The following is a 26,826-nucleotide window of genomic DNA, read 5'->3' as shown; positions in this document are numbered from 1 at the left end:
AGGCCCGTTATACGAATTGGAGAATTACGTTATCACTGCCGAGCAGGGACGATCTAGGCCGTGGGTGCGGGCCGATCGAGTTGGTCGAACCGCGCGAGCGCGGCGTCGAGGTCTGCCTCATCGAAGAACTCGCACCGGCTGACTCGGTCGCCTTCGACCGTAAAGACGTCAGTCATGCGCCACTCGGCGTCGAAGCCGGTTTGTGATGTCCCCTTCGCCACGTGGGTTACGACCGCACCGAGGCCGGTCAGCCGATGAACAGCCTCAACGTACATTGTGATGCCCACCGAATCGGCAAACGCGGCACGGAGGAATTCGATCAGGTCACCGGGCGCCATCGTTGGCCCACTGCGACGGTCGATGTCCTCGAATTCCGGTGTTATCGCTGGGATTTCACCCCGACTGAGCACGGCAAACCCTTCTGTGATCGCCGACCATACTTGGACGTATGGTGCCGCTTCGCCTTCAAGGTATCGCGCCTCGAGTCTCGCGAGGGCGGCGTCGATGTCATCGCCGTCGAATATCGCGCTGGCGGTGAGCCGGTTGTCGCCGTCGACCTCAACAACGCTTAGCATTTCGGTGCTCATCTCCCCGGGTTCGAATCCGTGGATCGAGGACTGGATGCGAATCAGGGCGAGGCGCTGCCCGCGGGTCGCGACGACGGTCGACGTAATGCCCTCGAACCCGACCTCGGCGACTGCTTGCATGTTTGTGACATGGGCATCGCGTCCGTGTAGTACATCGGCGTTAACAACCCGACGGTGATCATGCGTGACGATGTCGTCCGCCATCGTCTCAGCCATTTCGGCCCAGTCTCGGGCGGCGAAGCAGCCCCACAAGCCTTCGGCCGCTTGGCTTGCCGCGTTTTCGAGCCGTCGCGTCTCGGGGTGCAGTTCGTCGAAGCGGGCGAGTGCGGCGTCGAGGTCTGCCTCGTCGAAGACTTCGTAGCGGCAAAGCAGGTCACCTTCGACCATGCAGACGGCAATCATCCGCCACTCGGCGGCAAAGCCCTCTTGCGAGGTACCCGTCACCGCCTGTGTGATGACGGTTCCGAACTCGCTCAGCCGATGCACCGCCTCGACGTAGCCGGTGGCGTCCGGCGTGAGGTCCCACACGGCCCGCTGAGCCGCGCCCAGCTCAACCCCTTCGAGCGATACGACCGGTCGACGGTCGACGTAAACCACATCCGGCGTCGTCGCGGCACTTTCTTGCCGATTGAACCCGGCGTGGCCCCCTGCAATCACTGACCACGTGCGTGCGTGGGCGGCCGCCTCCCCTGCAAGGTATCGAGCATCGAGCTCGGCGAAGGCGGCGTCGATGTCGTTCACGTCGTAGTCGACGTGCGCCACAATCCGCCCTTCGGTGTCGATCTCGACGATGTTGAGCATCTCGACGCGGAACTCTCCCTGCCGAGGGTCGCGGTTCGAGGAACTCATCCGAGACAGGGCGAGGCGCTCTCCGCGGGTCGCAATGACGGACGTTATGATCGCCGCGGCGTCGGCCACAGCTCGAAGGTTTGCGATCACGACATCGCGCCCATGCCAGAGTCCGGCATTCACCACAGGACGGCGATCGTCGATAAAGGTCTCGTCGGCGAGGATCTCTCCCAGCGCCGCCCAGTTGCGGGCCCAGAAGTATGCAAAGAAGCGGTCATCTGCCCGGCTTGCCGCGTTCTCCAGTCGCCGCGCCGGTCGCTGCAGTTCCTCGAAATGGGCGAGCGCAGCGTCGAGATCTGCCTCGTCGAATAGCTCGCAGCGGTTAACCCAGTTGCGTCCGACCGCCAGAAGTCCGATGATGCGCCACTCGGCGTCGAAGCCCCCTGGCGAGGTCCCATATGCCGCGTGGGTGACCACTGCTCCGTGGTTACTGAGCCGATGCACAGTCTCGATGTAGATCTTGAGATCTGGCGCGACCTCCCACGCGGAACGGATGTACGCGGTCAGATCACCCCCCTGGAACGATTCGCGTACCCGGTGGTCGATGGTCACCCAATCCGACTTCGTCGCGGGTAGCTCATGTCGGTTGAGTGCGGCATAGGCCGCGGCGATGACCGACCATATGGGCGCGTGAGCCGCCGCTTCGCCAGCGAGGTACCGGGCGTCGAGTTCCTCGAAGGCGGCGTCGATGTCGTCGATGTCGAAGCCGACGTTCGCCACGATCCGGTCGTCGCCGTTGATTTCGACGATGGATAGAACCTCCGCGCTGATTTCGTCGGGCCCGACGACGCGGTTTGAGGACCGGATATGAGAAAGGGCGAGATGGTCCCCGCGGGTCGCAATGACGGTCGGAGTCAGGTTCCGCGGATCAACAATCTCGGCGATGACTCGCATGTCTGCGATGTGGGCTTCCCGACCATGCCGCACGCCGCCGTTTACAACACGACGGCGATCGTCACTGCAAATGTTGTCGGCCGTCAGCTCGGCCATGGCTTCCCAGTCACGAGCCGCAAAATGCGTCCAAAAGCGTTCACTCACTTGGCTAGCCGCGTTTTCCAGTCGCGAGGGCTGCGGGTGCAGCTCATCGAAACGGGCGAGCGCGGCGTCGAGGTCTGCTTCGTCGAAGATTTCGAAGCGGTTGACCAGGTCGCCGTCAACGGTCAACACGTCGATGGATCGCCACTCGGCCCGGAGTCCGTCTTGGGAGGTCCCGCTGGATACCCGCGTGACGACCGCTCCGAACTTGCTTATCCGGTGGACGTTTTCGATGCGGTTGCAGATGTCTCGCTCTAGCTCCCATGCGGCGCCGATGAAAGCGGTCAGCTCATTGGGTGCGACCGATATCCCTCGCCGGTGGTCGATGAAGTCCGGTCTCGGCGGGAGCTCACGCCGATTAAGCATGCCGTACGAACGCGTGACAACGGACCATGTGTGCGAGTGTAGGGCTGCTTCACCGGCGAGATACCGAGCCTCAAGTTCCTCGAACGCAGGGTCGATGTCGTCGGGGTCGAACATGACGTGCGCCGCGATCCGATCGTCGGTGTCGAGCTCGACGACGCAGAGCATTTCGACGCGGAAATCTCCATGCTCGAATTTGCGGTTCGGCGCAGAGATACGGGTCAGGCCCAGGCGCTCCCCGCGGATCGCAATGACCATCGAAGTTACGTCTGTTAAGGCATCAGCAAGAGCTCGAATATTCGCTATCACGGTGTCGCGACCGTCCCAGACGCCGATGTTCACCACGCGACGGCGGTCGTCGACAAAACTGCTGTCGGCCAATATCTGGCGCGCCGCAGCCCAGTTGCGGGTTCGGGTGTGGGCAAAGAAGCGGTCATCTGCCAGGCTTGCCGCGTTCTCCAATCGCCGTGTTGGTGAGTGCAGTTCCTCAAACCGGGCGAGCGCGGCGTCGAGGTCTGCCTCGTCGAAGATTTCGCAGCGGCTGATCAAGTCACCTTCCACCGTGAAGATGTCCGCCATGCGCCACTCACCCTCGAAACCCGCTTGTGAGGTCCCGTTCGACACAAGGGTGACGACTGCACCGAGGTCGCTCAGCCGATGCACGGCCTCGACGTAGACGTTGTACGCGCCATCGTTCAACGCCGCATGCATGTATGTCTTCAGGTCACCAGATCCGATCGCGGCAAGAGGCCGATGGTCGATGTCGACAAAGTCTGCACTCGTCTCGAAGATTTCGCGTCTATTCAGCGCGGCGCACGCTTGCATAATGACCGACCACGTTCGCGCGTATGCTGCCGCTGCCCCGGCGAGGTATCGGGCATCGAGTTCGACGAAGGCGGCATTGATGTCGCCAGGGTCGAAAAGCACCGAATTGCATAGGAGGCCATCGGCGCCGACTTCCGTAACCATCAAATGCTCGGCAGTGATCGGCCGATCGACATCGTCGGTGTCGCGATACTTGTCGCGGGTTAGGGCGAGACGGGATCCCCTGATGGCAATCGGCGCTACCTCCAATTGCCATGCTCGAGGCGCCTCGAAAATCGCTCGCACAACTTCTGCTCCCACGGCGCGCTCGTCACGGAGCCCCTTTCGGCGATCGTCGTATCGCGCGTCGACAACATTCAGGGCCAGAACACCTTGCACGTCACGTCGATTGATCGCGTCGGCGGTGCGCATGCGGGCGCGGGTCGCAGCGTTGTCAAGGTGCGGCACCGGCCGATTGAGCTCCGCAAACCGGGCGAGTGCGGCGCCGAGGTCGCTCTCGTCGTAGACCTCGACACGGTTCAACATGTCACCTTCGACTGTGAAAACGTTGATCGTCCGCCACTCGGCGTCAAAGCCCCCGTGCGAGATTCCACGCGCAGCATGCGTGATGACGCCTCCGCATTCGCTGAGTCGATGCACCGCCTCGATGTGGACGCCGATGTCAGGGATGAGGTCCCACACGCCACGAAGATATCCGGCTAGATCCTCCGCCTCGGTCGTTACGACTGGCCGATGGTCGACGAAGACCGAATCCGGTGTCACACCTGCAAGTTCGTGTCTGTTTGCTGCGGCGTACGCCCGCGCTACGACCGAGAACGCGTGTGCACAGGTGGCTGCTTCGCCCGCGAGGTATCGCGCGTCAAGCTCCGCGAAGGCGGCGTCGATGTCGTCGATATCGAACACGACGTTTGCCGCGCCCCGGTTATCCTCGTTGATTTCGATGATTGCGAGTGCCGCGGCTTGGAATGCCTCAACCGGCTGGTCTTGGCTTGTGAACGCGATGCGAAAGAGTGCGAGGCGCTCCCCGCGAATGGCAATCACCGTCGACCTCGCATTGGCCTTCCAGATCTCGGCGGTGGCTTGCCAGTTCGCAATCTCGGCATCTCGACCGCGTCGTATCCCGGCGTTGATGACCCGGCGGCGATCGTCTGAGGACATATCCTCGGCGAGGAGTTCTGCCATCGCGTCCCAGTCGCGGTCCGCAAAACGCGTTAGAAATTGCTCGATTACGCGACTTGCTGCGTTTTCCAGACGGCGTGCCTCCGGTCGCAGCTCCTCGAACCGCGCGAGCGCCCTGTCGAGATCGCTCTCTTCGTAGATCTCCAGCCGCGGCTCGTCGGGATCGAGTAATAGAGTTCGCGTCCATTGCAATTCGTTTCCTTGCGCGTCGGTACCTTCGATGACGAGGCTGGCGACAACGCCATGAGCATCGAGGGCATGTACTGCCGTCACGCGATAGCGGGCGTCAGGTACGAGAGGCCACAACTCCTCAATCGCCCGTCGGAAGTCTCCGTCTGCGAATGAGACTCGTCGATGGTCGGTAAATGCCAGACGTTCAATCATCGGTCCCGGCTCGTGGCGGTTGACCTCGCCGAGGATGTCCAAGGCGCGCTTCCAAACCCTTGCGTACGGAGCCGCGTCGCCGGCGAGGTAGCGCGCGTCGAGCTCGTCGATGGCGGCGTCGATGTCATCGACGTCGAACGTGACTATCGCGACGATTCGTTGGTCGGCGTCGACCTCGACGACGCCGAGCCACTCGGCGCCTACTTCGCCGGGCATGTCGCGGTTGAAGGCACGCGCGTGGGCGAGGGCGAGGCGCTCTCCACGGGTCGCGGACGCGCTCAACGATATTGTCTTTGCACCGACCTCCACGGCGGATCGCAGGTCCGCGATGTGCACATCTCGACCACGACGAACTCCTGCGTTCACCACACGACGGCGATCCTCCACGACTATGTCGTCGGCCAGGAGCTCTGCCATTGCAGCCCAGTCCGGGGCAGAGAAACACGCTTGGTATCGCTCGAGCATTCGGTTCGCCACGGTTTCCAGCCGTGAAGCGTGCGGTCGCAGTTCCTCGAATCGGGCGAGCGCGGCGTCGAGGTCTGCCTCGTCGAACAACTCGCAACGGTTCAGGAGATCGCCATCGAACGTAAAAATCCCGATCTCTCGCCATTCGGCCTGGAAGCCCTGTTGCGAGGTGCCGTGCGATGCCATGGTGACGACTGCTCCGAGCTCAGTCAGGCGATGCACGACCGTGATGTAGGAATTGAAATCCGGCTCGTTGTCGAACAAGTCGCGGATGTAGGCGATCATCTCGCCGCTCGCGAATGCTGCTCCGCGTCGGTGGTCGATGTCGATCCAGTCCGGCGCCAGCTCGGGTAGTTCGTGTCTATTGATCGCGGCAAAAGCCCCCGCGATGACCGACCACGTATGCGCGTGGGACGCGGCTTCTCCGGCGAGGTACCGCGTGTCCAATTCCTTGAACGCAGCATCGATGTCGTCGAGGTCGAACGCGCTGCGCGCTGCGATCCGCTTATCGGCGGTGATCTCTACAAGGTTGAGAAATTCGATGTTGAATGCGCCCGGTTGCTGCTCTTCGCCCGAGATGCAGGTCCGGCACAGGACAAGGCGTTCGCCTCGAGTCGCGATAACCGTCGCCGTACTGCGCGTGGCCCCAATCCCGGCGAACGCCTGCATGTTTGCGATTTCGACATCACGGCCGCGCCTGATCTCGGCATTCACCACTCGTCGGTGGTCGTCGACAGACGTATCGGCGGCCAGTAGCTCCGCCATGGCGTCCCAGTCGCGCGCGGCGAAGTACGTCCGAAACCGCTCGTATGCTTGGCTTGCCGCGTTTTCCAGTCGCGGTGTCGGTCGGCTCAGCTGATCGAACTTCGCGAGTGCCGCGTCTAGGTCCGCCTCGTCGAAGAGCTCGACTCGACTGATCAGGTCGCCTTCGACGCTCAGCATGTTGATTCCGCGAAACTCGACGTCGGAGCCCTCCTGCGAAGTCCCGTACCCCCGCCACGTGAACACCGCGCCGAGATCGTTCAGGCGATGCGCTGTCTCGATATAGATGCCGCCGTTGGACAGGAGGTTCCATGCGGTACTGATGTACGCCGTGAGATCACCTGGATTAAACGCGATCCCTCGCCTGTGGTCGTTATTCACCCAATCCGGGGTCGTCGGGAGTGATTCGCGACGGTTGAGCGCGGCGCACCCACTTGCGACGATCGACCATGTGTGCGCGTGGGGTGCGGCTTCGCCGGCGAGGTACCGAGCATCGAGCTCAGCCATGGCGGCATCGAAGTCGTCGAGGTCGAACGCGACGTAGGCGGCCATCCGGTTGTCGGAGTTGATCTCTACAACGCCGAGTTCCTCGGTGAGAACATTCTCGGGCCGCTTGTCTCGGTCCTTGGAACTGATGTGAACGAGGGCGAGGCGCGCGCCACGGACCGCAATGACTGTCGACGAAAAGTCTGCGACCCCAACCTCGGCGATGGCTCGCAAATTCGTGATTTGGGCATCTCGACCGTGTAGCACTCCAGCATTCACCACGTGCCGGCGATCGTCGTGAGTTACGTTCTCAGCCAGTATTGTCGCCATCGCGTTCCAGTCACGCGCGCCGAAGTACGCAAAGAATCGCTTGGTTATTTGGCTCGCCGCGTTCTCCAGGCGTCGCGCCGTTCGGCTTAGCTGTTCGAACCTGACGACCGCGGCATCGAGGTCCGTCTCGTCGAATAGCTCACTGCGGCTGACCTTGTCACCGCTGACTAAGAGGACTACGACACCGCGCCACTCGGCATTGAAGCCCTCTCGCGATGTTTCCTGCGCGGCGTAGGTGAGGACTGCTCCGCCGCGGTTTAGACAATGCACAGTCTCGACATAGGTCGTGATGTCTTGGTCAGAGTCCAACCCGGCGCTGATGTATGCGACTAGGTCATCGGGACCCATCGCAACCTCCCGTCGGTGGTCGACGTTGACCCAGTCTGGCGTCGTTGGTGGCTGCTCGTGTCGATTGATTGCTGCGTAGCTCGCTGCGATCACCGACCATGTCTGCGCATACGGTGCCGCTTCGCCGGCGATGTACCGTGCGTCGAGTTCTGCGACGGCGGCGTCGAAGTCGTCGAGATTGAACAGGATGCGGGCCGCGAACCGTTCATCGGCGTCGAGCTCGAGAACGTCGAGGGCGACTACTTGGAACCCATCAGCCCCTTGGTCTCGGCCAAGACCGTCAATACGACTGAGCACGAGGTGTTCGCCTCGGGTCGCCACGGCCGATGTCGTAATGTCAATCCCAACCTCGGCAATCGCCGACATCTCGGCAACCAGTGCATCTGGCCCTTGCCGAACGCCCGAGTTAATTGGGTGGCGACGGTCCTCGCTCAATATGTTGTCGGCGTACAGCTCCTTTACCCCGGGCCAGTCTCGGGCCGCGAAGCACACCTTGAAACGCTCGTACATCCGGCTGGCCGCATTTTCCAGCCGCCTCGGTACGGGCCGGTTGAGCTCTTCAAAACGCGCAAGCGCGGCGTCTACGTCTCTCTCATCGAACATCTCGGAGCGATTGATCACGTCACCGTCGACAGTGATCAGAATCGCTTCCCTCCACTCGGCATCTAAGCCCTCTTGCGGGCCTCCGCGCACCACGTGTGTGATGACAGCTCCCACGTCGGTCAGCTGATGGATGCGCTCGATGTAGGTAGAAATGTGTTGGTCGAGCTCCCACCCGGAGCGGACATATGCAATCAAGTCGCCGGGCGCGAATCTCGCCCCTCGGCGGTGGTCGATGCTCGCGAAGTCAGTTGTCGTTGCAGCGATCTCATGTCGGTTGAGTGCGGCATAGGCGTCCGTGATGATCGACCAGGTGCGCGTATGGGTAGCTCCTTCGCCGGCAAGGTATCGGGCGTCGAGCTCGGCGATCGCGTCGTCGAAATCGTCAAGATCGAACACGACAACTGCCGCGATTCGCTCTTCGGCATCAACCTCGATGATGGAGAGGGCATCACTTTCAATCGCCTCGGGGTCGCGGCCAGAGACGCGAACCCGTGTGAGTGCGAGAAGTCCTCCGCGGGTTGCCAGGACGCCCACCATGGCCATCGTGAAGCCGACGTCGGCGGTCGCCTGCGCATCTCTGATGTTGGCATCTCGCCCATGGAGGATCCCGGCGTTCACCACTCGTCGGCGATCGTCGACGGAGACGTTTTCAGCCGTTATTTGAGCCACGGCGTGCCAGTCGTCGACCGCAACGTACGAATAGAGGCGCTCGAATACGCGGCTTGCGGTGTTTTCCAGTTTTGATGCGGGCCGGTCGAGCTCTTCGAACCGCGCAATCGCGGTGTCGGTGTCTGCCTCATCGAACAGCTCGCAGCGGCTAAGCCGGTCGCCTTCAACCGTGAGAAGAAAGACTTCTCGCCACTCAGCATCGAAGCCGTCACGCGAGCTTCCGCGCGTGACATGGGTGACGACCGCTCCTAGGTCATCGAGCCGATGCACAGCCTCGATGTAGGTACTGCCGTCTTTTGCGAGATCCCAGGTGGCACGGACATATGCGATGAGGTCACCGGGTGCAAAACGTGTCCCACGGCGATGGTCGATGCTCGCGAAATTTGCTGTGGCTGGGGCGATCTCATGCCGATTGAGTGCGGCGTAGGCCCCCGTGATTACCGACCAAGTGCGTGCGTGCGCCGACGCTTCACCGGCGAGATAGCGCGCGTCGAGCTCGGCGATAGCGGCGTCCAAGTCGTCGAGGTCGAACGCGGGCATGGCCGCGATCTGCTCGTCGGTGTCGATTTCGACTAGCTGCAGGAAATCGACGTGGAACCCCTCTGACTCCTGGCCGCTTCGCGAGTAGCGGGCGCGCGTGAGGGCGAGGCGTTCTCCGCGGGTTGCGACGGTCTCTGATGTCGCCTCCGTGACCTCGATGTCGGCGGCGGACCGGTAGTCTTCAATCGCAGCATCCGGGCCCCGTCGCATCCCGCTGCCTACCACCGAACGACGATCGTCGCCGTAGTAGTCATCGGTAAGAAGCTCGGTTATCGCATTCCAGTCGCGGGCCGCGAAATACGCGTGCAGGCGCTCGTATGCCCGCGTCGCGGCGTTCTCGAGCGGGGCTCGAGGGTGTTCCTCCTCGAATCGGGCGTATGCGGCGTCGAGTTCAGCTATCGCTGCGTCGACGTCTTCGACGTCGAACCACACCTGTAGCGCGATTCGACCCTCCTCGTCGATGCCGTATAGCTGGAGCAATTCGTCCCGCGGCGCCCCAGGGCTCATGTCTGCAGGACCTACTTCTAACCGGGTGAGGGCGAGGCGTTCGCCGCGGACCGCAAGAACGACATGGCGGTACCGCACCTCCGCCAACATTTCGCGATAGCGTCTGGCCTCGCATTCCCATTCGCTATATGGAAGATCGCCAAGGCTGAATCCGACTATTTTCCGATGGCTATCACAGGAGACGACGCCCGCAACTAGCTGCGCGATCTCCTCCCAGGCTTCGCGATCGTAGGCAGCGTCTAGCTGGCGAACTGCACGCACGCATGCGTTGTCCAACTCGACGCGCGGCGCTTCAGGTAGTGCAGGGACGGACGGTGGCTCTGCACCGACACCGGGGCGTGCCCTCTGGGCAAGTGCCGCAGCGCCTTTCCGTTCGTAAAGGTCCGCTGCCCGCTCGGCTGCGGCACGCGCACCAGCAGCGTCGCCGGCAGCGCCCAAAACTGTTGCGAGCGTTAGGCAGGCGTCGCCATGGTCGACCAATGCGTCGGTTCGCTCGGCCAGGCTGACAGCAGCCTCGGCGGCGCGCCGGGCCTCATCGTGCTTGCCCCGGCGCGCCAGCAGATGCGCCCGAAGCGTACGCCAGGCTATCGACGCCTTGAGCGCACTGCCCGCGAGACGTTCACTCTCCGTGCACAATTCGTCGGCTTCGGCGTCTCGGTCGAGCACGAGACAAGCGCGACCCAACAACGCGGCGGTCTCGGCGGTGCAGACGTCGATGCCCATGCGACGAAAGCCGTTGTAGGCCTTACGTAGATGCGGCTCGGCCGCGACCGGATCGTCCACGACCAGCTCGACGATGCCAGCAAACTGCTCGACCTCGAGGAGGGCATGGCGCAGACCCAGTTCGCTGACCGTGCGCCGGGCCGAGTCGATCATCCGCCGGGCGGCGGCGGCGCGTCCGCGGAAGGCCTCCAACACGGCCTGGCAACGCGTCGACGTGGCCTCGACCGCGGGCGAGTCGGTCGTGATTCGCAGTAGGCGCACGACGTCCAGACACCGCCCGCCCGCGCGCGGGACCGGGTTAGGGCCCCACAGCGCGGCCAGTGGCGCATTCGCCAGGACCGCATTGACGCGTCGGTGTTCACTTGCGCGCCGCGCCGCCGTGAGAGCGTCATCCAGGGCGATTTCGGCGTCGCCGATTCTTCCGAGACGCGCGAGGCATCCGGCACGGACGGTGTGGGCGCTCGCTTCCCCTGCCGCGTCGCCTAGTTCGGCCAGTTTGTCGGCGGCCGCGCTCACCGCAGCCTCGACCTCTTCCAGTCGCTCGGGATGGGTAAGCATCGACAGCTGGCCGTCAAAGCACGTCGCCCACGCCGCTAGCCGGGCCGAATCGACTGTCGCTCCCTGCAATTGAGAGACCGCACCAGCCGCCGAAGCCACGTCGCCGGCGGCCAGCAGAGCCTCGCAGCGCGCGATCAGTAGCTCGGCGGTCTGGTCGTCTCGGTCGGGCAGCTCGTCGTCGATCTCCTCGAGCGCGTGCAGGGCCCGATCGTAAAGGTCGGCGGCCCCTTCGTAGGCGAGCCGAGTCATCGCCTGATCCGCCGCCCGCCGGCAGTACTCGACGGCCTTGGCAGCGTTTCCCGCCCATGCACATTCGAAGTAGTGGTGAGCGAGTTCGGCCAGTAGCTCGTCGTCGGCGCCGGGCTCGCTCTCGAGCGTGGTGGCGATCCGCTGGTGCAGCCGCATGCGCCGAACCGACGGCAACTCGGCGAGCAGCGATTGCCGAACAATGGCGTGGTTGAACCGGTAGCGCCCGCCAGGCTCTTCGATGACAATTCCGGCCTTGCATGCCTCGTCCAACGCGTCGACGAGGTCCTCGCCCACAACGCTTTCGACCAAGTCCAACGCGAACCGGCTGCCGACGACCGCGGCTGCGGCAAGGGCCTTGTTCGTCTCCGGTGCAAGCCGCGACAGGCGGCGACTCACGGCCTCGCGAACCCCCTGCGGCAGGGTGCTCTGGTCCCACCGGCCACCACTCTCGTCGACGTGGCGCAATGCCTCGATGAGGAAGAAGGGGTTGCCGCCGGTGACCGAGGCCAATGCCCGGGCCAGCTCTTCGTCGTCGTAGCCGGCCTCGGCGACGTACGCGCTCACGTCGTCCTCGTCGAGGCCGCCGAGCTGAAGGCGGTTCGCGGTGCCGTCGCGGTGTAGGTCGGCGAGCATCGCCGCCAGGGGATGGGAGCGGTCGAGGTCGGTGCTGCGATACGTGGCGACGATCTGCACGCGGGCGTGCTCGCCGAAACGCAGGAGATGGCGCAGTAGGAGCAGCGTGGGTTTGGCTGCCCAATGAAGGTCATCGAGGATCAGGATGATGGGTGCGCCGGCAGACGCGATGCCCAGTAGCGCCACGACGGCGTCGAAAAGTGCGTAGCGCTCGGTGTCCGGATCGGCGCGGGTGGGCGTGGCCAGGTCGGGCAAGACATCGGACAGCCCGGGGACGAGTGCGAGCAATGCCTCTACCCCGCGCAACCCTCGAAGCCCACCGGTGCCGAGGCATGGCACCAGGGAGCGCAGCGCCTCGGCGAACGGCTGGTACGGCGCACCCAGGTCCTCGTCGCACCGGCCGTAAATCACCAGGGCGCCTTGGTCATAGGCCTGGCGCGACCATTCGCCGGCCAGACGTGTCTTGCCGACGCCGGGTTCACCGGCGATCAGCACCGCGTTGGTGCCACCGGCCAGTGCGGCCTGCCACGCGGTGAAAAGCCGCTCCAACTCGCGTCCGCGTCCGACGAACGGGCCCGGGCCGGCGAGCACCGCGGGGAGGCTTGGGCGCTTGACGGGCACATCGGTTGGGACCGGCGGATGTTGAGTTTCGGCGATTTCCAGCCGGAGCTCAAAGACGTGTTCCGGACGAGCGAGGTTGCGTAGCTCGCGCATCCCGAGGTCGGCGAGCACAACGTCATCGGCAAGCGAGTCGATGACGAGTTCGGCGGTCGCACCGGAGCACAGGATCTGGCCACCCACGGCCAGTGACCGCAGCCGCGCCGCGCGGTTGACCGCCCGGCCGAAGTAGTCGCCGTCGCGAAGCTCGGCCTCCCCGGTGTGTAACGCCACGCGGATCCGCATGGGCTCCCGCAAGGCCCACGGCTCCTGGACAATCGCCTCTTGCAGCTCGATAGCGGCAGATGCTGCCGCTGAGGGTCGCTCGAAGACCGAGAAGGTGGCATCGCCCTCGCCGCGCGTCTTGATCAGCCGCCCGCCGCGCGACGTGACGACCTGTTCGACGAGTTCGTCGTGCCTTGCCAGCGCGACGGCCATGGCGTCGGCCTCTGCCTCCCAGGCCGCCGTCGACCCCTCGATGTCGGTCAGCAGGAACGTCACGGCGCGCATCATCACCGAAGGTTGTTGTGCCGCAGGGATTTCCAGCGAAGTGTCCTGCGCAACGATCGCGGCCTCGAGTCGACGCAAGTCCGGCCCTGGATCGACCCCCAGTTCGTCCGCGAGCAGCGCCCGGGCCCGCTGATAGGCGCCCAGGGCTTCGCCTTGCCTACCGGCCCGGTACAGGGCGAGCATCAGTTGGCCCCAACGCCGCTCGCGCAGCGGCGCATCGGCCACCGCGGCCTCGAGCTCGCCAACGATCTCCGCGGCGCGGCCCGTTGCGAGCAGCACGTCGGCTCGATCCTCCACGAGCGCTGCGTGGCCCTCGATCCACCGCGTCTTCTCGGACGTTCCGCGCCTGCCATCGGGCAATTCGGGGATTCCGCGCCAGAGGGCGAGCGCCTCCTCGAAGCGGGCCACCGCTTGGCTGATGTCGCCGGCGGCAGCGGCATCGCGCCCGAGTCGGGCGGCGGCCTTGTATCGCGAGACGTCGACTTCGCTCTCGGCGAGCGTCCAACCTGCTCCCTGGGTCAAGATGAAGCCGTCCCCCAGGGTGCGACGGAGCGAGGAGATGTGGGTCTGGAGGGCCTTGGCGGCGGTGCGAGGCGGATCCTCGCCCCAGAGCAGCTCGACGAGGGTGTCGGCCGAGACAACGGAAGCGCTGTGCAACCCGAGCATCGTGAGGATGGCACGAGGTTTGGCGCCCGGGACAGCGACGGGCGCTCCATGTTGCCGGACCTGGAGAGGTCCCAAAACCCCCAGCTCCACCGTTGAAAGCGTACTCACATCAGCCATCGTTGGTGGGGCGATTCAATGCATGGTCAAGATCGAGTAAAGGCGCCGCGCGCGGCTAGCTAGCTAACTGTTGGGAAGGGCTCAGAGCGGCACCCAGGCCCCGCCTATGACAATGCCCCACCGCTGGAAGCCGTTACTCCACACCGGGTCCGTCTTCGCCCACGGCGGCGTTGGCGGAGGCGGGGGCACGTCCGGCGGCGCATACATGGGCGCGTAGGGCGGCGGAGCTCTGTACCAGTCGGGCACGGGCGGTGGCATCTTGCACTCTAGGGTCGTGGGATTCCGCGACATGTTGGGGGCGCATTCCGCCGCGGCGATCCCCGGCCTCGTGAGCACCGCAGTCGCAATCAACACGAACACAACCGCGATAGCGGCGGCCATACGGCGAGCAAACCGGATCATGGCAGGCCTCCCAGAGGGACCATCCCGAAGTTGGGTTGCTTCAGCCTATGCCTTGCACGCTGGCAGAACCAGGGCGTGTCCGTGACTTTCCTCCGCTAGGTCACCGCGTGAAACCCCATTGGGCTTCGTTCGATTCGGTTTTGACATGCGGGGCGGGATCCTCGTCCGACTCGGCGTGGAACGGGTGGGGGACGCTGGGTGTGCGATCACCGATCTCGGTGATGGCGTGGACCGGGCAGTCGAGGAGTGCGCGCTTGACGGCGTCGTGGTCCGACTCGGCCACGGTGCCATCGCCGATGAGCGACGCGTAGCCCCAGTCGTCCAACGAGAAGTAGCCCGGCGCGTGCTTGGCGCAGATGCCGAAGCCGTCGCAGACGGTGCGGTCCAAACGAATTTTCATGCCTGCCTCGCAGCCTCCGCCTCGTAGGGCCGGTCGAAGCGGAACGGGTGACTCCGGCAGTCCTGGCACGCCCCTTCGAGATGGCGCGCAACGTCATCCGGGAATTGCTTGAGCAGCGTGGCGGCAACGTTGGTGGCAGCGTCCAACGTGGCGCATGCCCCGCGTCCGCGCAACACCACCGACCAGCGGCGCAATCGGTCGACGTCTTCGGTCGTCGCGGCGCCGTCGCGCAGCGCCCCGGCCGCGGCGGCCATCGCGGCCGTCCCGTTGAAACACGACCCGCATTGGTCGGCGTTTTCGCGGTCGAAGTAGGCCAGGACCGACGCCGCCACGGCAACCGGGCAGTCGTCGGTGATCACCGTGATCGCTCCGCAGCCCAGGCCGCTGCCGAAGCGTCGCATCGTCTCGTGATCCAGCGTCGTCTCCAGCACGTCGCGGTTGAGGAAACCCGCAAAATAGCCGCCCAACAGCGCCCCTCGCACCTGGTCGGGCGAAACGCCGTGCAGCGCAAGTAGTTCGGTGAAGGGCATGCCGTGGGGGAGCTCATAGAGGGCCGGGCCCCGGCCGGCACCGGTAATGGTAGCCAGGAAGGTGCCCGTGGACAGCGGGGTGCCCTGCGAGCGGAACGCGGCCGAACCGTGGCGCTGCAGATAAGGCAGATTCGCCAGGGTCTCGACATTGCTCACCAGCGTGGGCCGCCCGCCCACACCCGATTCGAACGGTCGCGGAGGCTTGTCCGTCGGCTTGGCCGGGCCGCCGTTGAGCACACGAACCGCCGCGGTCTCCTCGCCGGCCACGTAGCCGGGCTGCACCGTGATCAAGTCGACGGTGACGCGGCCGAACGCGCCCGGGTCGACATCGCCCAGCGCGGCTTGGACACTCTGCGCCGACTCCGGGTCGGAGACGTACATATATGCGCGGTCCGCGGCAACGATCGCCGCGGCCAGTCGCAATCCGTCCAGAACCAGGTGTGGGCGGCTGCGCAGCAGCCATCGGTCCTTGACCGAAGCCGGTTCTCCCTCTTCGCCATTGGCGACGACGACCGTGCCGCCGGCCTGGCTCCCGTTGTCGCGCACCGTGCGCAACTTCACCGCCAGCGGGAAAGCGGCACCGCCGCGGCCGACCAGCCCACTGGACTCGACCTCGGCCAGCAATTGCTCCGCGTCGGCAAGCGGGTGATAACCGCCGAGGCGCTGATACGACGTGAGGTCTTCGCGTCCGGGTTGTTCGCCCAGTAGCCGGGGTTGGCATCCGGGTGCGCTGGCGGTGGTGATGTTGGTGGATTGGGCGGTGTTCACTGCAGGCCTGCCGTCGTCTTAGTTAGGCTTGCGCACATGCGGACTGCGGTGGTGCGCGTGAACGTCGACCCGGGAAGTGTGCTCACACCGGCGCAATTAGAAGACGGCATGAACGAACTCCTCGGGCTCGGTGACGAGATCGGTGCCCGTGTGGTCGAAAACAATCTCGCGGCCATGCCGGCCAACCGCCGTGAGGTCGAGCTGCTCATTGCGGCCGACGACGTCGACGGCGCACAGCAGGCCGCAATGGGCCTGTGCGCCAAGGCGTTCAGCACCGCTCCTGCCCTCGGCGTGGTCACCTTCGTCAGCCGGGGAACCGACGACGACGCCCGCGGCGTGCTGGCTGGGTTCGGACTCACCGGCGAAATCGCCCGCGTTCCAGGCGATGACGGCTTCGACATCGTCTATGTGACGCTGCGCGAGGACGACCTCGAGCGCATCCCGGAGAGCCGGATCCACACGGCGCTCGAGGCGTCGCTCAACTGTGAGGTCCATATTCGCACCGAGTAAACGCATCAGCTGCCCAGGAATTCGAGGATCGCGGGCGCTGCCTGCACCCAGGTGTCGAACATGTTGAAGTGCGAAACCTTGCCGGCTGCGCGTTCTTCGGACGCACGCTCCCAGGCATCCTCCGGCCAGGGCGGATCGATCAGTTTGGAGCCCTTGATCAGGCAGCTGACTTCCAGCGACGTCCGTTTGGGATGATCCCAGTCATTCTCGCCGCCGCGAATGATCAAGGTGGGCACCTGGATTCGTTCGAACATCTCGTCCTCGACGCCCGGGATGGTCTGGCCCGGCTTGGAGACGAACGCGTTGAGCCAGCGCAGCATCACCTTGAGGAACTCGTCCTTGTCAAAATCGAGGAATCGCTGCTTGTTGGCCGGGTTCTCTTCGATGCGGTCTTGCCACTCGGAAACCTTGATCACGCCGTCCATGCCGGTTCCGCGCGCGGCCAGAATGCTGGGAATGATGTAGAAGGACCCCAGCACGAAGGTGCCGTAGATGCCGCCGACGATGTTCCACACCACCAGCTTCTCGACCATCTCCGGGTAGAGCATCGTCGTGAGCATGGAATCCCTTGCGCCACCCGAGCCGCCGGCGATGATGCACCGCTTCACACCGAGCGCGCCCAGCAGGCCGTGCAGGGTCTCGGCGCGCATGTGCGACTCGCTTTGTCCGTAGAACTGCACGTCGGAAGCGCCGCAGTTGGGCCGGTCCCACAGCAGTACCCGGTAGCCTCCCGCGACCAGCGCTTCGGCGAGCGGACGCAGACCGGGGATCTCCTTGCTGAACCGCCCGCCCGGCGTCAGGACGATGAGATCGCCTGAGTCACCGAGGATTTCGTAGACTACGTTCCCACCGTTCACCTCGATAGAAGACACGCGACTCTCCTGTAGTTACGCCATCACCAGAACGTCGTTGCCGACGACACGCACCGGGTAGGTGCGGATGCTCCACTCCGGCTTGACCGCGGTCGTGCCGGTCGCCAGCTCGAAACCCCATTGGTGCCAAGGGCAATAGATGTACTCCAGGTCTCGCACCATGACCGCGTCACCGGGGGCGGTCTCGTCGACGATGGTCCGACCGCGCGGGCGCCCCGAGCACAGCGGTCCGCCCTGATGTGGGCAGTAGTTCGCAATCGCGTAGAACGTTCCGTTGACGTTGTAGACACCCACGCCGTGGCGCCCGATCGGCACCAGCTTGTGGGTGCCCGGCGGGATCTCGTCTACTGTCGCGACAACATGCTCGCGGCCCTGGGCAAGGCGGGGCTCGGGCCGCTTGGTCTCTTCCGCCAATTCAGAGCACCCGGACTTGGCCCTCGAGGACCGGCACCGTCTCCGGCAGGTGATAGGTCGCGATGCCGTTCTTGTACATCACCGCATCCCGCGCCGCCTTGGGAAGGTGCTTAACCAGCCAGCGCGGGTCATCGAATGTCCAGTGCGGGTAGTCCGAGGAGTACAGCAGGATCTTGTCGCACTCCATCCACTCCATCGCGCGGGTCAGCTCGGTCTTGTCTTCCGGGTAGTCCAGTGGCTGGGTGGTGAATTTGATGTGCTCTTTGACGTAGTCCGACGGCTTGCGCTTGATGTCGACCCGCGACTTGCGTGCTTCGTAGATGGCGTCCATACGCCACATCAGCGGCAGGATCCAGGTAAACGCGTGCTCGACGAACACGATCCGCAGCGTCGGGAACCGGTCGAAGACGCCGTCGAAGACCAGGCTCATCACCTGGTTGGCGGCCAAGAGCGAGTAGGTCACCATGAAGTCGTGGTTGTAGCTGGGGAAACCCACCGGCGGGGTCGGCAGCATCTCGTAATTGCTGCGCGACAGGTGACAACTCACGGTGATGTCGTGCTTGGTGGCCGCCTCCCAGATCGGGTTGTACTTCGGGTGACCCCATGACGGCCGCGGCTCGGCCTTGATCAGGATCTGCGCCATGTACGGGTGCCCGGCCCACGTCTCGATCTCGCGGGCCGCGCCCTCGGGATCCTCGACCGCCGCGCAGATCGAACCGCGCCAGCGCTCGTGCCAATTGTTGTGGCTGTCCAGCCAGTGATTCGCCTGCCAGTGATTCAGAGCGGTCGAATAAGCCTGATGCGCCTCGGCCAGCCGCGGCGTGCGGCCGCCGGGCTCCAGGATCGCGATGTCGGAACCCGCTTCCATGATCAGCTGGCGGAAGGCCATGTCCGGGTCGCTGCCGGGGAATTCGCCATCGGGCGGGAAGGTATCGGTGCGCATCGCGAAGCTGTGGGCGTAGTCGGGAGCGTCGTAGTAGATCAGCTCGCCGACCCGGTGGTCGAGGAAAAACTTGCTGCGCCAGGGCTCGGGTATGTACTGGGTGATCTCGCCCCGTTTGGGCACCGGGTGGACGTCCGAGTCGACGCACCGGACGGCTATGCGCTCGGCGGCGGGAACACGTTCCTGCGTATGGGTCAACGTCATTTCGAACTCCTCAGTCTCCCTCGCTTCTATTCTGCGACTAGCCCGCTGCCAGGTCGACAGAAACGTCGATCCCGTACAGGTTGGCCGCGTTGCGCCAGCACAACTTCTCGCGCTGTTCGGCGGACAGCGCTTTGGGCAGCTTCGTGACGTCGCCGCACTGCCAGTGCGGATAGCTGGATCCGAACATCACCATGTCTTCCTTGCCGGTGAAGCCGAACCACTCACCGGCGAACTCGCTGTCGCCCGGACCGTCGAGGGCGCCCTGGACGAAATACACGTGACCAGGGAGGTAGTCGCTGGGAATCCGTGGCGCCCACGGCGTCTGTTCCAGGTGCGGTCGGCCGAAGGTGTCCATCCGCCAGATGAACGGCGTCAGGAAGTCCGCGGCGCCGTCCGCCCAGACGAACTTGAGGCCTGCAAAGCGCTCGAATACGCCCTCGGCGATCATGTTCATCAGGTGATACACGTAATTGAGCGCCATGAAGCTGACGTACTGCTCATAGGTCAGCGTGTGCCCGGACGGCGTAGGCGGAAACCCGATGCCCTCGCCCGATTCGATATGCACCGCCACCGGCAGGTTCGCGTCGGCGGCCGCTTCCCACAGCGGCCAGAACTGCGGCTTGCCGTAGAGCTCGCGGGACTGCAGCGGAACGCCGATCTGGACCACGCGCCGGTTCCCGCGCCATTTCTCGATCTCACGCAGAGCGCCGGCGATGTCGTCGGGATTGACCCGGATAGTGCCGCGGAAGCGGTCACCGAACTCGGTGTGCTCCAGCCAGCGCGAGACCATCATCTCGTTGTGCGCGGCATGCAGTGCACTGCCCAAATGCCGGTCGGGCATGATGCCGCGCCCCATCGGATGCAGGACCGCAACGTCGACGCCGCGCTTCGAAAACAGTTCGTGGGCAACGAATTCCGGATCCGATCCCGGGTACTGCCGATCCGGTCCCTCCGTGTTCGGCGCGTACTCGCCGCCGGGTGACCCGTACCAGTCCATCTCGTAGTCGGGAAAACCGCGGCTCTTGAACGGCTCACGCAGGAACGAGCGCAGATCTTTGTTGGACGGAAAGAAGATGTGCACGCTGGCGTCGATCACCGGCATGCGGGTTCCGTCAGCGTGCTCGATCACGGAAGCCGCCCCTCGGCTTCCGGTAGCCAAAGCGAGTGGAGATCAGTCATATGATAGATAACCTAACATTCTGATCGGCCGTCGATCAATGCATTTCCGGTAAGCGTTTCGGTTAAACATCGCCGCTGGTAGTTGGCTGTTTTTTGACCAGGCGGGCAAGTATCGTTCTTCAACGAGGATAATACCATTCTCCCACTCGTCGACGAACGCCGCTCGCGGCGTCGAAGTTGCCGGGGGCGGCCTAGTCCGGCGTCGCGTCGGCCGGGCCGACGGTGACGCCGGCGGCCTTCTCCAGCGGTTTGATCACAGTCGTGAAATCGGACTCAGGACCCTGATCTCGCGCGGTCGTTTCCCAGAGCCGGCCGATCGTTTCGGCAACGTCGGCCGGCACGCCAAGCGCCTTGGCTTCGTCGAGGTAGAGCCGCACATCCTTGAGCATCAGCCCGGTGGCGAACCCGTAGTCGAACGTTCGCGGCAGGATGGCGCGGGGGAACTTGTCGCGACTTGCGCTGGTCGCACCCGAACCCGCGTTGAGCACCTCGATCATTACGCTGGGGTCGAGACCGGCCTTGACGCCCATCACGACGACTTCGGACGTCGCGGCCAAGACGTTGGCGGCCAGGATGTTGTTGGCGAGCTTCATCGTCTGTGCCGAGCCCGGTTTGTCGCCGATGTAGAACGGCCGCCCGATCGCCTCGAGTGCCGTTCGTATGACGTCGAATTCGCTGCGCGGGCCGGACACCATGACGGCAAGCGCTCCCTTTTCGGCTCCGCCGACCCCGCCGCTGACGGGGCTGTCGATCGCAACGATGTTCCGTTCGGCCAGTCGGTCATGGATTCGCACGGCCGTCTGGCTCCCGACGGTTGACAGGTCGACGTAGCGCCTGATCCGCGCACCCTCAATCACTCCTTGCGCGCCCGTCGCGACTTCGAGTGACGCGGCGGGCGTGGGAAGGCTGGCCATCACGGTCTCGGTCCGGTCGGCGACCTCTTTGACCGACGACGCGGCGTGGGCCCCGAGCGCGAGAACGCGCTCGAGCGCGTCGCCGCGAGTGTCGAACGCGACGACGTCGTGATGCTCCTGGAGCAGCCGACGGGCCATCGGAAAACCCATGTTGCCCAGCCCGACGAACCCGATCTGCATCATTGGTTCGAGGTGTTGTCGAGTTCGGCGAACGCTTCGCCGGCGATACGAAAGCTGTCGACGGCGGCCGGCATGCCGGCGTAGATGGCGACCTGCAGAAAGATCTCGCGGATCTCTTCGCGACTGACCCCGTTGGTGAGCGCCGCCTTGACGTGGGTGCGCAATTCGTTGGGTCGGTTGAGCACCGAGATCATCGCCAAGTTGAGCATGCTGCGGGTCTTGCGGGGCAGCTGTTCGCGGCCCCACACCGCACCCCAGCAGTATTCGGTGAGGAGATCCTGCAGGGGCTTGGTGAAGTCATCGGCGCCCGCCAATGCTTGATTGACATACTCCTCGCCCAGTACTGCGGAGCGAATCTCCAGCCCCCGCCGGTAGGTGTCGCGGTCCAATGGTGTTCTCCTTTACCTCATTCCAGGTGCACAACGACTGTCTTGGTGGTCGTGAACGTGTCGAGCGCTTGGTAACCCTTCTCGCGGCCGTACCCGGATTTCTTGAAGCCCCCGAACGGCAGCTCCACGCCGCCGCCGGCGCCGTAGGTGTTGACGTAGACCTGGCCCGCCTGGATCTCGGCGGCGAGCCGATGGGCGCGAGAAAGGTCGGTAGTCCACACCGCGGCGATCAACCCATACTGCGTGCCGTTGGCCAGGCTGATTGCCTCATCCTCGCCGAAGAATCTGTTGACGGCGAGCACGGGACCAAAGATCTCCTCCTGCGCGATCGGCGAGGTGGGATCGACGTCAGCGATCACGGTCGGACCAAAATATGCACCGTCGGCGAGCTGCGCGTTTTCTGGAGGTCCTCCACCACAAAGGATTTCACCCTTGACGTCCCCGCCGAGCATCGATTGCACCCGCCGTTGCTGCTTGCGCGAGATCAACGGTCCGAGGTCGCGGTCCTCGATGCCCGGTCCAATCGTTGCCGACTTCATGAGCCGGCAGACCGTGTCCACCAAGGCGTCGTGAATCGAATCATGCACTAGCAGCCGCGAGCCGGCCGAGCAGGTTTGACCGGCGTTCTGCAGGATGGCCTTCACGATCGACTTGCCGGCGCGTTCCAGATGCGCATCGGGAAAAACGATTTGCGGCGATTTCCCGCCCAGTTCCAGGGTCGTCGGCACCACCCGATCGGCCGCGGCGTGGGCGACCACCGAGCCGACCTCAGTCGATCCGACAAAGCCCAGATGGTCGACGTCGGGGTGTGCCGTCAGCGCGGCGCCGGCTTCGGAACCGGTTCCGGTCACCACGTTGAACACGCCATGCGGCAGACCGGCCTGAACCGCAAGCCGCGCCAATTCCACTGCGGTGCGCGGTGTTTCATCCGCCGGTTTGACCACCGCGCAATTACCCACCGCAATCGCCGGAGCCACGGCGCGGGCCAGCAATTGCATCGGGTAGTTCCAGGCGATGATGTGGCCGGTGACGCCGAAAGGTTCGTGTCGGGTATACGCGTGCAGATCCGTTGACAGCGGGATGGTTTGGCCATAGTAGCTGTCGATCGCGTGGCCGTAGAAACGGAAGTATCGAGCGGCGACCGTCGCGTCCGCGCGCGCCTGGCTCAACGGCTTTCCGGTGTCCTCGCTTTCGATCCGCGCCAACCGCTCGTGATCTTCGCCGATCAGATCGGCGATCCGCGTCAGCAGCGTCGCGCGTTCTTCCGGTGAAACGCTCCGCCAGCGTTGCTGGGCCACGCGCGCCGCCGTCACCGCGCGATCGACTTCGTGTGTGCCGCCGCGCGCTACCGGACCCAGCGACCGGCCGGTAGCGGGATCGATGTTGTCGTACAGGTCCGCCGAGGCAACCGATTCGCCATCGATGAACGACTGTGTGATGGTCACGGTGACCCCTGACTGTGTGTCGCCAACGATTATTTATACGACACTGTATATATACTTCCCATCGTGGTGACAACGACTCGACGCGGACGGCCGACCCAGGCCGAAGCCAAGAAGCTGCACCAGAAGTTGCGCAAGGCCGCGGTGGCGACCTTCGTCAAGTATGGCTATGACGGGGCCACCATGGACGCGATCGCCCGAGCGGCCGGCATCACGCGGCGAACCCTCTATGCTCGCTATCCCGACAAGCGCGCGGTCTTCGTCGACGTCATTCCCTGGGCGCTGACGCGTAGGACCGAGCGCGACGCCGACAACGACATCGACGAGAGCGATCTGCGCGCCTCCCTGATTGCACTCGGCCGGGCCGGACTCGCGCGCGCCATCGACCCGGACATCGTGCGTTTGACGCGGATTGCGATGAGCGAATCGGCGCGGTTTCCCGAGTTCGCGGTCAGCGCGCACTCGATGTTGTGGTCGCCACGCCACCGGCAGGTCATGGATCTGCTGCGACGGCACCAGGAGAGCGGAAGCATCGAGGTGGACGACCTCGAGTTAACCGCGGGGCATTTCATTGCGATGATCGAGCATCTACCCGCGCGACTGGCCGACTGCGGCATCTACCGCAGCGCCGATGAGGAGGAGCGCCACTTGCAACACGCCGTCGATTTGTTCCTGCGCGGCGTCCAGCCCCGCGACTGAGGTCTCCCCGCAATGGCATTGCCCGGTCTTGTGCTGGTGCACGGCGGCGCACACGCCGCCGATTGCTGGGATCTGACCGTTGCCGAATTGGCCAGGCAGGCGCCTGAATTGCGGGTCCTCGCGATTGATCTACCCGGGCGCGCCGGCAGGCCGGCGAATTTGGCGACCGTCACCGTCAGCGACTGGGTGAACTCCGCCGTGGCCGATATCGAGGAGGCCGGGCTGGACGACGTGGTGGTCGTTGGGCATTCGATGGCGGGACTCACCGTCCCGGGCATCGTCGCCAAGCTCGGGGCGACGCGCGTGCGCGAGATGATCCTGCTGGCGGCGTTCGTCCCACCGCAGCGAAAGTCGATCGTGGACACGCTGCGCGGACCGCTTGCCCCGCTGGCGCGATCGGCGCGCTGGATCGAAAGAAGGTCCTTCCCAATGCCTCCCGCCCTGGCGCGCTACGCATTCTGCAATGGGATGACGCGTGAGCAGCGAAGGTTAACGCTGTCGCGGCTGTGCATGGAATCGCCGAGTGTGATCTTCGAGCCGGCCGATCGCAGCGAGCTGCCCGCTGACGTTCCGCGGACATGGATCATGACACTGGATGACCGAGCGCTGTCGGTGCGCCAGCAGCTGTACGCGATCAAATCACTCGGCGGCGTCGACACCATGATTTGCCTTGACGGCTGCCACGACGTGATGTTCTCCGACCCCGCGCGCCTGGCCGCCATCTTGGCGCGACGTTGCCGAGCGCGCGCAGACCACTAGGACACCGCGCCCTCCGATCGGTTCATTTTCGCTGAAATATGTCATTGACATCTGTCAGTGAAGAGCTCACGATATTAAGCAATGACTACCGATGCGAAGCCGCGCGGGCGCCAGGCGCAGCGACTCGAGACGCGCCAGCGCGTCTACGACGCTGCGCTGGTCGAGTTCAAACGGGCGGGCGTGGCGGATGCCGATATCGGCGCCATCATCGCCGCAGCGGGCATCGCCCGCGGGACCTTCTACTTTCACTTCCCCACCAAGGAGCACGTGCTCGAGGAAGTCGAGCGCAAGTTGGTCTCTCGGCTCGCCGGCGACCTGGGCAGCCTCGTCGCGTCCGAGCACGACGTGTGGTCGACCATGTCGGAGGTGGTACGCCTCGTGGTGGCGGCGGAATCCCGACTTGGCACAAGGCTATTCAGGGACGTTCTGGCGTTACATTTTTCGCAGACTCGCCCGCCCGGATTCGGTAAGCCCACCGAACATCCTCTGGTTGCACTCGTCGCTCAGCAGATCAGGCGGGCGCAGCAGGAGGGTGCGGCCCATCCGGATGCCAACCCCGAGAGCAGTGCGCTCTTCTTCTTGCTGGGGTTCTACGCGCTGCTCGTCACCCACCACGACTCCAAGGCCGCCCGCAGCCGATTGCTCGACGAGTTTGTCGCGAGCGCACGCCGGGGTCTAGAGGCCCGGTAGACCGACCGGGGTTCATCGAACGATTGGAGGTTCAACCGTGTGGCAGGAACTGGTGTCGCTCGCCCTCGGATGGGGCGGAGCCGCTGCGCTGGTTGGCTTTTGGTACTACGTGATGCGCGGCATCGGCACCTTCTGATGAAAGGAGACCGACCGTGAACCAACGAGAGCGCCAGCGAAAGCGGGCACTTATCGTCTTCCAGATCTTCATCTATGGCTACCTGCTACTCATGTTCGGCATCCAACTATCGATGTGGGCGACCCGGAACTGGTAGGAGAAACGTGAATTCGCCACTGATCAACCACCTTTCCGGTAGCGGAAAGGACAGGGCCGCCGCAACCGTCCCGTCGATGTCACTGGATGACCACCTCGAGCAGAGTCGCTCGGCACAACGCCGCGCCGATAAATGGCTCATTGCCGGGACGCTGCTGATGGGGGCCAACGTTCCCGGCATCTTCGGCCTACCCGTGTTCCTCTACGGCCTGGCGTTGCTTCGACGGGCGTCGAGATCGGGCCTGTCGGTGCGCCCGATCATGGTCACCTTGATCGGCTACCTGGTGATACTCGATGCGGGTCTCAACCTGCAGGGCTGGATCCTCGACATGGTCGCCAACCACACGCTCATCTACCGCGTCCTATATACGGGGTGGGGCAACGCTTTCGACGCCGGATACTTCTGGCACTACAACCAGCTTTGGATCGGTGGGGCAACCGCACCGGGCGAGAAGGGTTGGGAAGTTACGTGCATCCTGACCGTGTTTCCGATGCGGATCGCCGCGGCCATAGCCTTCCTGCAGATGAAGCGTTGGGGCCACCAGTGGCTGCTGGTGACCTGTTGGTTCGGCGTAGTGATCTGGGTCGGCTACGTGATGAACATGACCGTGTACGCCGACGTTCGTTATGCCGGGGTGGTTTTCCCGGTCTTGGGGTGGTGGATCTACGACATCATGTACATCACCCCGTTCCTCGCGATTCCGTATCTGCACACCGTCAATCGTGAAATCTTTTCCGATTAAGGAGAATCCGATGAGCACATCAGAGACCAGGTCGCAGGATGCAGGCGCGGCCGACGATCTACCGGCGGGAACCGCGAAAGACTATGTGCGCCTGCACAAGTGGTTGCGCCGTGGCATCATGGTGTGCCTGGTCGGGCTTGTCATCGAGGGCGCGTTCACGTTGCCATTCCTGGCGATCTGGTACGGCTATCCGACCCTGAGCTTCCGCGATATCTGCAGCGAGCTGATGAAGGTGCGCTACAACAACGAGTCGCTGGAATGTCAGTACCCATACCCCTTCCCCGGCCCACCCATCAATGGCGCACCCGAAGGGGCGGGCATCACTACCGCCAAGGACACGTGGGGAATCCAACCCGTGCCGGAATACCCGCGGCTCGGCTTCCGTGAGCTGGTCAGAATCCACGACCAACGCATTGCCCGGCAGCAAGCTCAGCGCACCGCTGCGACCGCGCATCCATGACCCGGTAGCCGA

General features: G+C 64.3%; 16 protein-coding genes. 6 read left to right on the top strand and 10 right to left on the bottom strand.

Annotated features, from left to right (window positions below):
* Positions 1-53: 53 nt before the first annotated feature.
* The 3 genes from A5747_RS04845 to A5747_RS04830 form a co-directional block, all read right to left on the bottom strand.
* Positions 54-13,928, bottom strand: a complete 13,875-nt coding sequence (locus A5747_RS04845; RefSeq protein ID WP_076122528.1) for a BTAD domain-containing putative transcriptional regulator — start codon at positions 13,926-13,928, stop codon at positions 54-56.
* 619 nt (positions 13,929-14,547) lie between these two features.
* Positions 14,548-14,847: a ferredoxin gene (locus A5747_RS04835; protein WP_076122526.1), complete on the bottom strand. Its 300-nt coding sequence runs from the start codon at positions 14,845-14,847 to the stop codon at positions 14,548-14,550.
* Positions 14,844-16,145 carry an NADH-ubiquinone oxidoreductase-F iron-sulfur binding region domain-containing protein gene (locus tag A5747_RS04830; protein ID WP_076122525.1) on the bottom strand — a complete coding sequence of 434 codons (1,302 nt, stop codon included), beginning with the start codon at positions 16,143-16,145 and terminating at the stop codon, positions 14,844-14,846. Before A5747_RS04830 ends, A5747_RS04835 begins: the two co-directional genes overlap by 4 nt.
* Before the next feature lie 36 nt (positions 16,146-16,181).
* Between A5747_RS04830 and A5747_RS04825 the strand changes: the two genes are divergently transcribed.
* Positions 16,182-16,655, top strand: a complete 474-nt coding sequence (locus A5747_RS04825; RefSeq protein WP_076122524.1) for a hypothetical protein — start codon at positions 16,182-16,184, stop codon at positions 16,653-16,655.
* A 5-nt stretch (positions 16,656-16,660) separates the two neighbouring features.
* On the opposite strand, the gene A5747_RS04820 is transcribed toward A5747_RS04825, so the two are convergent.
* The 7 genes from A5747_RS04820 to A5747_RS04790 form a co-directional block, all read right to left on the bottom strand.
* Entirely contained in the window at positions 16,661-17,527 is an 867-nt protein-coding gene (locus A5747_RS04820; protein WP_076122523.1) for an alpha/beta fold hydrolase, read from the bottom strand.
* A gap of 15 nt (positions 17,528-17,542) precedes the next feature.
* A complete protein-coding gene (locus tag A5747_RS04815) occupies positions 17,543-17,941 on the bottom strand; it encodes a Rieske 2Fe-2S domain-containing protein (RefSeq protein ID WP_076059019.1) in 399 nt (132 codons plus the stop codon).
* A 1-nt stretch (position 17,942) separates the two neighbouring features.
* A complete protein-coding gene (locus tag A5747_RS04810; RefSeq protein WP_076122522.1) occupies positions 17,943-19,088 on the bottom strand; it encodes an amidohydrolase family protein in 1,146 nt (381 codons plus the stop codon).
* A 37-nt stretch (positions 19,089-19,125) separates the two neighbouring features.
* Positions 19,126-20,217 carry an amidohydrolase family protein gene (locus A5747_RS04805; protein WP_076122521.1) on the bottom strand — a complete coding sequence of 364 codons (1,092 nt, stop codon included), beginning with the start codon at positions 20,215-20,217 and terminating at the stop codon, positions 19,126-19,128.
* A gap of 241 nt (positions 20,218-20,458) precedes the next feature.
* The gene (locus A5747_RS04800; RefSeq protein ID WP_076122751.1) at positions 20,459-21,361 is read right to left on the bottom strand and encodes an NAD(P)-dependent oxidoreductase; all 903 of its coding nucleotides are present in this window, start codon (positions 21,359-21,361) and stop codon (positions 20,459-20,461) included.
* The gene (locus A5747_RS04795; protein ID WP_076122520.1) at positions 21,361-21,750 is read right to left on the bottom strand and encodes a carboxymuconolactone decarboxylase family protein; all 390 of its coding nucleotides are present in this window, start codon (positions 21,748-21,750) and stop codon (positions 21,361-21,363) included. Before A5747_RS04795 ends, A5747_RS04800 begins: the two co-directional genes overlap by 1 nt.
* A 17-nt stretch (positions 21,751-21,767) precedes the next feature.
* Positions 21,768-23,195, bottom strand: a complete 1,428-nt coding sequence (locus A5747_RS04790) for an aldehyde dehydrogenase family protein (protein ID WP_076122519.1) — start codon at positions 23,193-23,195, stop codon at positions 21,768-21,770.
* A gap of 63 nt (positions 23,196-23,258) precedes the next feature.
* Between A5747_RS04790 and A5747_RS04785 the strand changes: the two genes are divergently transcribed.
* From A5747_RS04785 to A5747_RS04765, 5 genes are all read left to right on the top strand, one after another.
* A complete protein-coding gene (locus A5747_RS04785; protein ID WP_233147954.1) occupies positions 23,259-23,891 on the top strand; it encodes a TetR/AcrR family transcriptional regulator in 633 nt (210 codons plus the stop codon).
* 12 nt (positions 23,892-23,903) lie between these two features.
* Positions 23,904-24,650, top strand: coding sequence for an alpha/beta fold hydrolase (locus A5747_RS04780; protein WP_076122517.1), 747 nt, complete (start codon positions 23,904-23,906; stop codon positions 24,648-24,650).
* Positions 24,651-24,731: 81 nt separating this feature from the next.
* Positions 24,732-25,340 (top strand): TetR family transcriptional regulator, encoded by a 609-nt coding sequence (locus A5747_RS04775; protein ID WP_076122516.1) that lies wholly within the window; start codon positions 24,732-24,734, stop codon positions 25,338-25,340.
* Positions 25,341-25,688: 348 nt separating this feature from the next.
* Complete coding sequence (locus A5747_RS04770) at positions 25,689-26,354, top strand: hypothetical protein (protein ID WP_175611225.1); 666 nt, start codon at positions 25,689-25,691, stop codon at positions 26,352-26,354.
* Between the two features lie 10 nt (positions 26,355-26,364).
* The gene (locus tag A5747_RS04765) at positions 26,365-26,814 is read left to right on the top strand and encodes a hypothetical protein (protein WP_076122514.1); all 450 of its coding nucleotides are present in this window, start codon (positions 26,365-26,367) and stop codon (positions 26,812-26,814) included.
* Positions 26,815-26,826 lie beyond the last annotated feature (12 nt).

The sequence above is a fragment of the Mycobacterium sp. IS-836 genome, from assembly GCF_001954275.1.
Taxonomy (GTDB): domain Bacteria; phylum Actinomycetota; class Actinomycetes; order Mycobacteriales; family Mycobacteriaceae; genus Mycobacterium.
This window is presented reverse-complemented; position numbering and strand designations above follow the sequence as displayed.

Bases quoted from the DNA above. Each gene is read 5' to 3' on its own strand.
- A5747_RS04845 (WP_076122528.1), bottom strand. From the start codon at position 13,928: ATGCTCGGGTTGCACAGCGCTTCCGTTGTCTCGGCCGACACCCTCGTC.
- A5747_RS04835 (WP_076122526.1), bottom strand. From the start codon at position 14,847: ATGAAAATTCGTTTGGACCGCACCGTCTGCGACGGCTTCGGCATCTGC.
- A5747_RS04825 (WP_076122524.1), top strand. From the start codon at position 16,182: ATGCGGACTGCGGTGGTGCGCGTGAACGTCGACCCGGGAAGTGTGCTC.
- A5747_RS04810 (WP_076122522.1), bottom strand. From the start codon at position 19,088: ATGACGTTGACCCATACGCAGGAACGTGTTCCCGCCGCCGAGCGCATA.
- A5747_RS04800 (WP_076122751.1), bottom strand. From the start codon at position 21,361: ATGCAGATCGGGTTCGTCGGGCTGGGCAACATGGGTTTTCCGATGGCC.
- A5747_RS04780 (WP_076122517.1), top strand. From the start codon at position 23,904: ATGGCATTGCCCGGTCTTGTGCTGGTGCACGGCGGCGCACACGCCGCC.
- A5747_RS04775 (WP_076122516.1), top strand. From the start codon at position 24,732: ATGACTACCGATGCGAAGCCGCGCGGGCGCCAGGCGCAGCGACTCGAG.
- A5747_RS04770 (WP_175611225.1), top strand. From the start codon at position 25,689: ATGTCACTGGATGACCACCTCGAGCAGAGTCGCTCGGCACAACGCCGC.
- A5747_RS04765 (WP_076122514.1), top strand. From the start codon at position 26,365: ATGAGCACATCAGAGACCAGGTCGCAGGATGCAGGCGCGGCCGACGAT.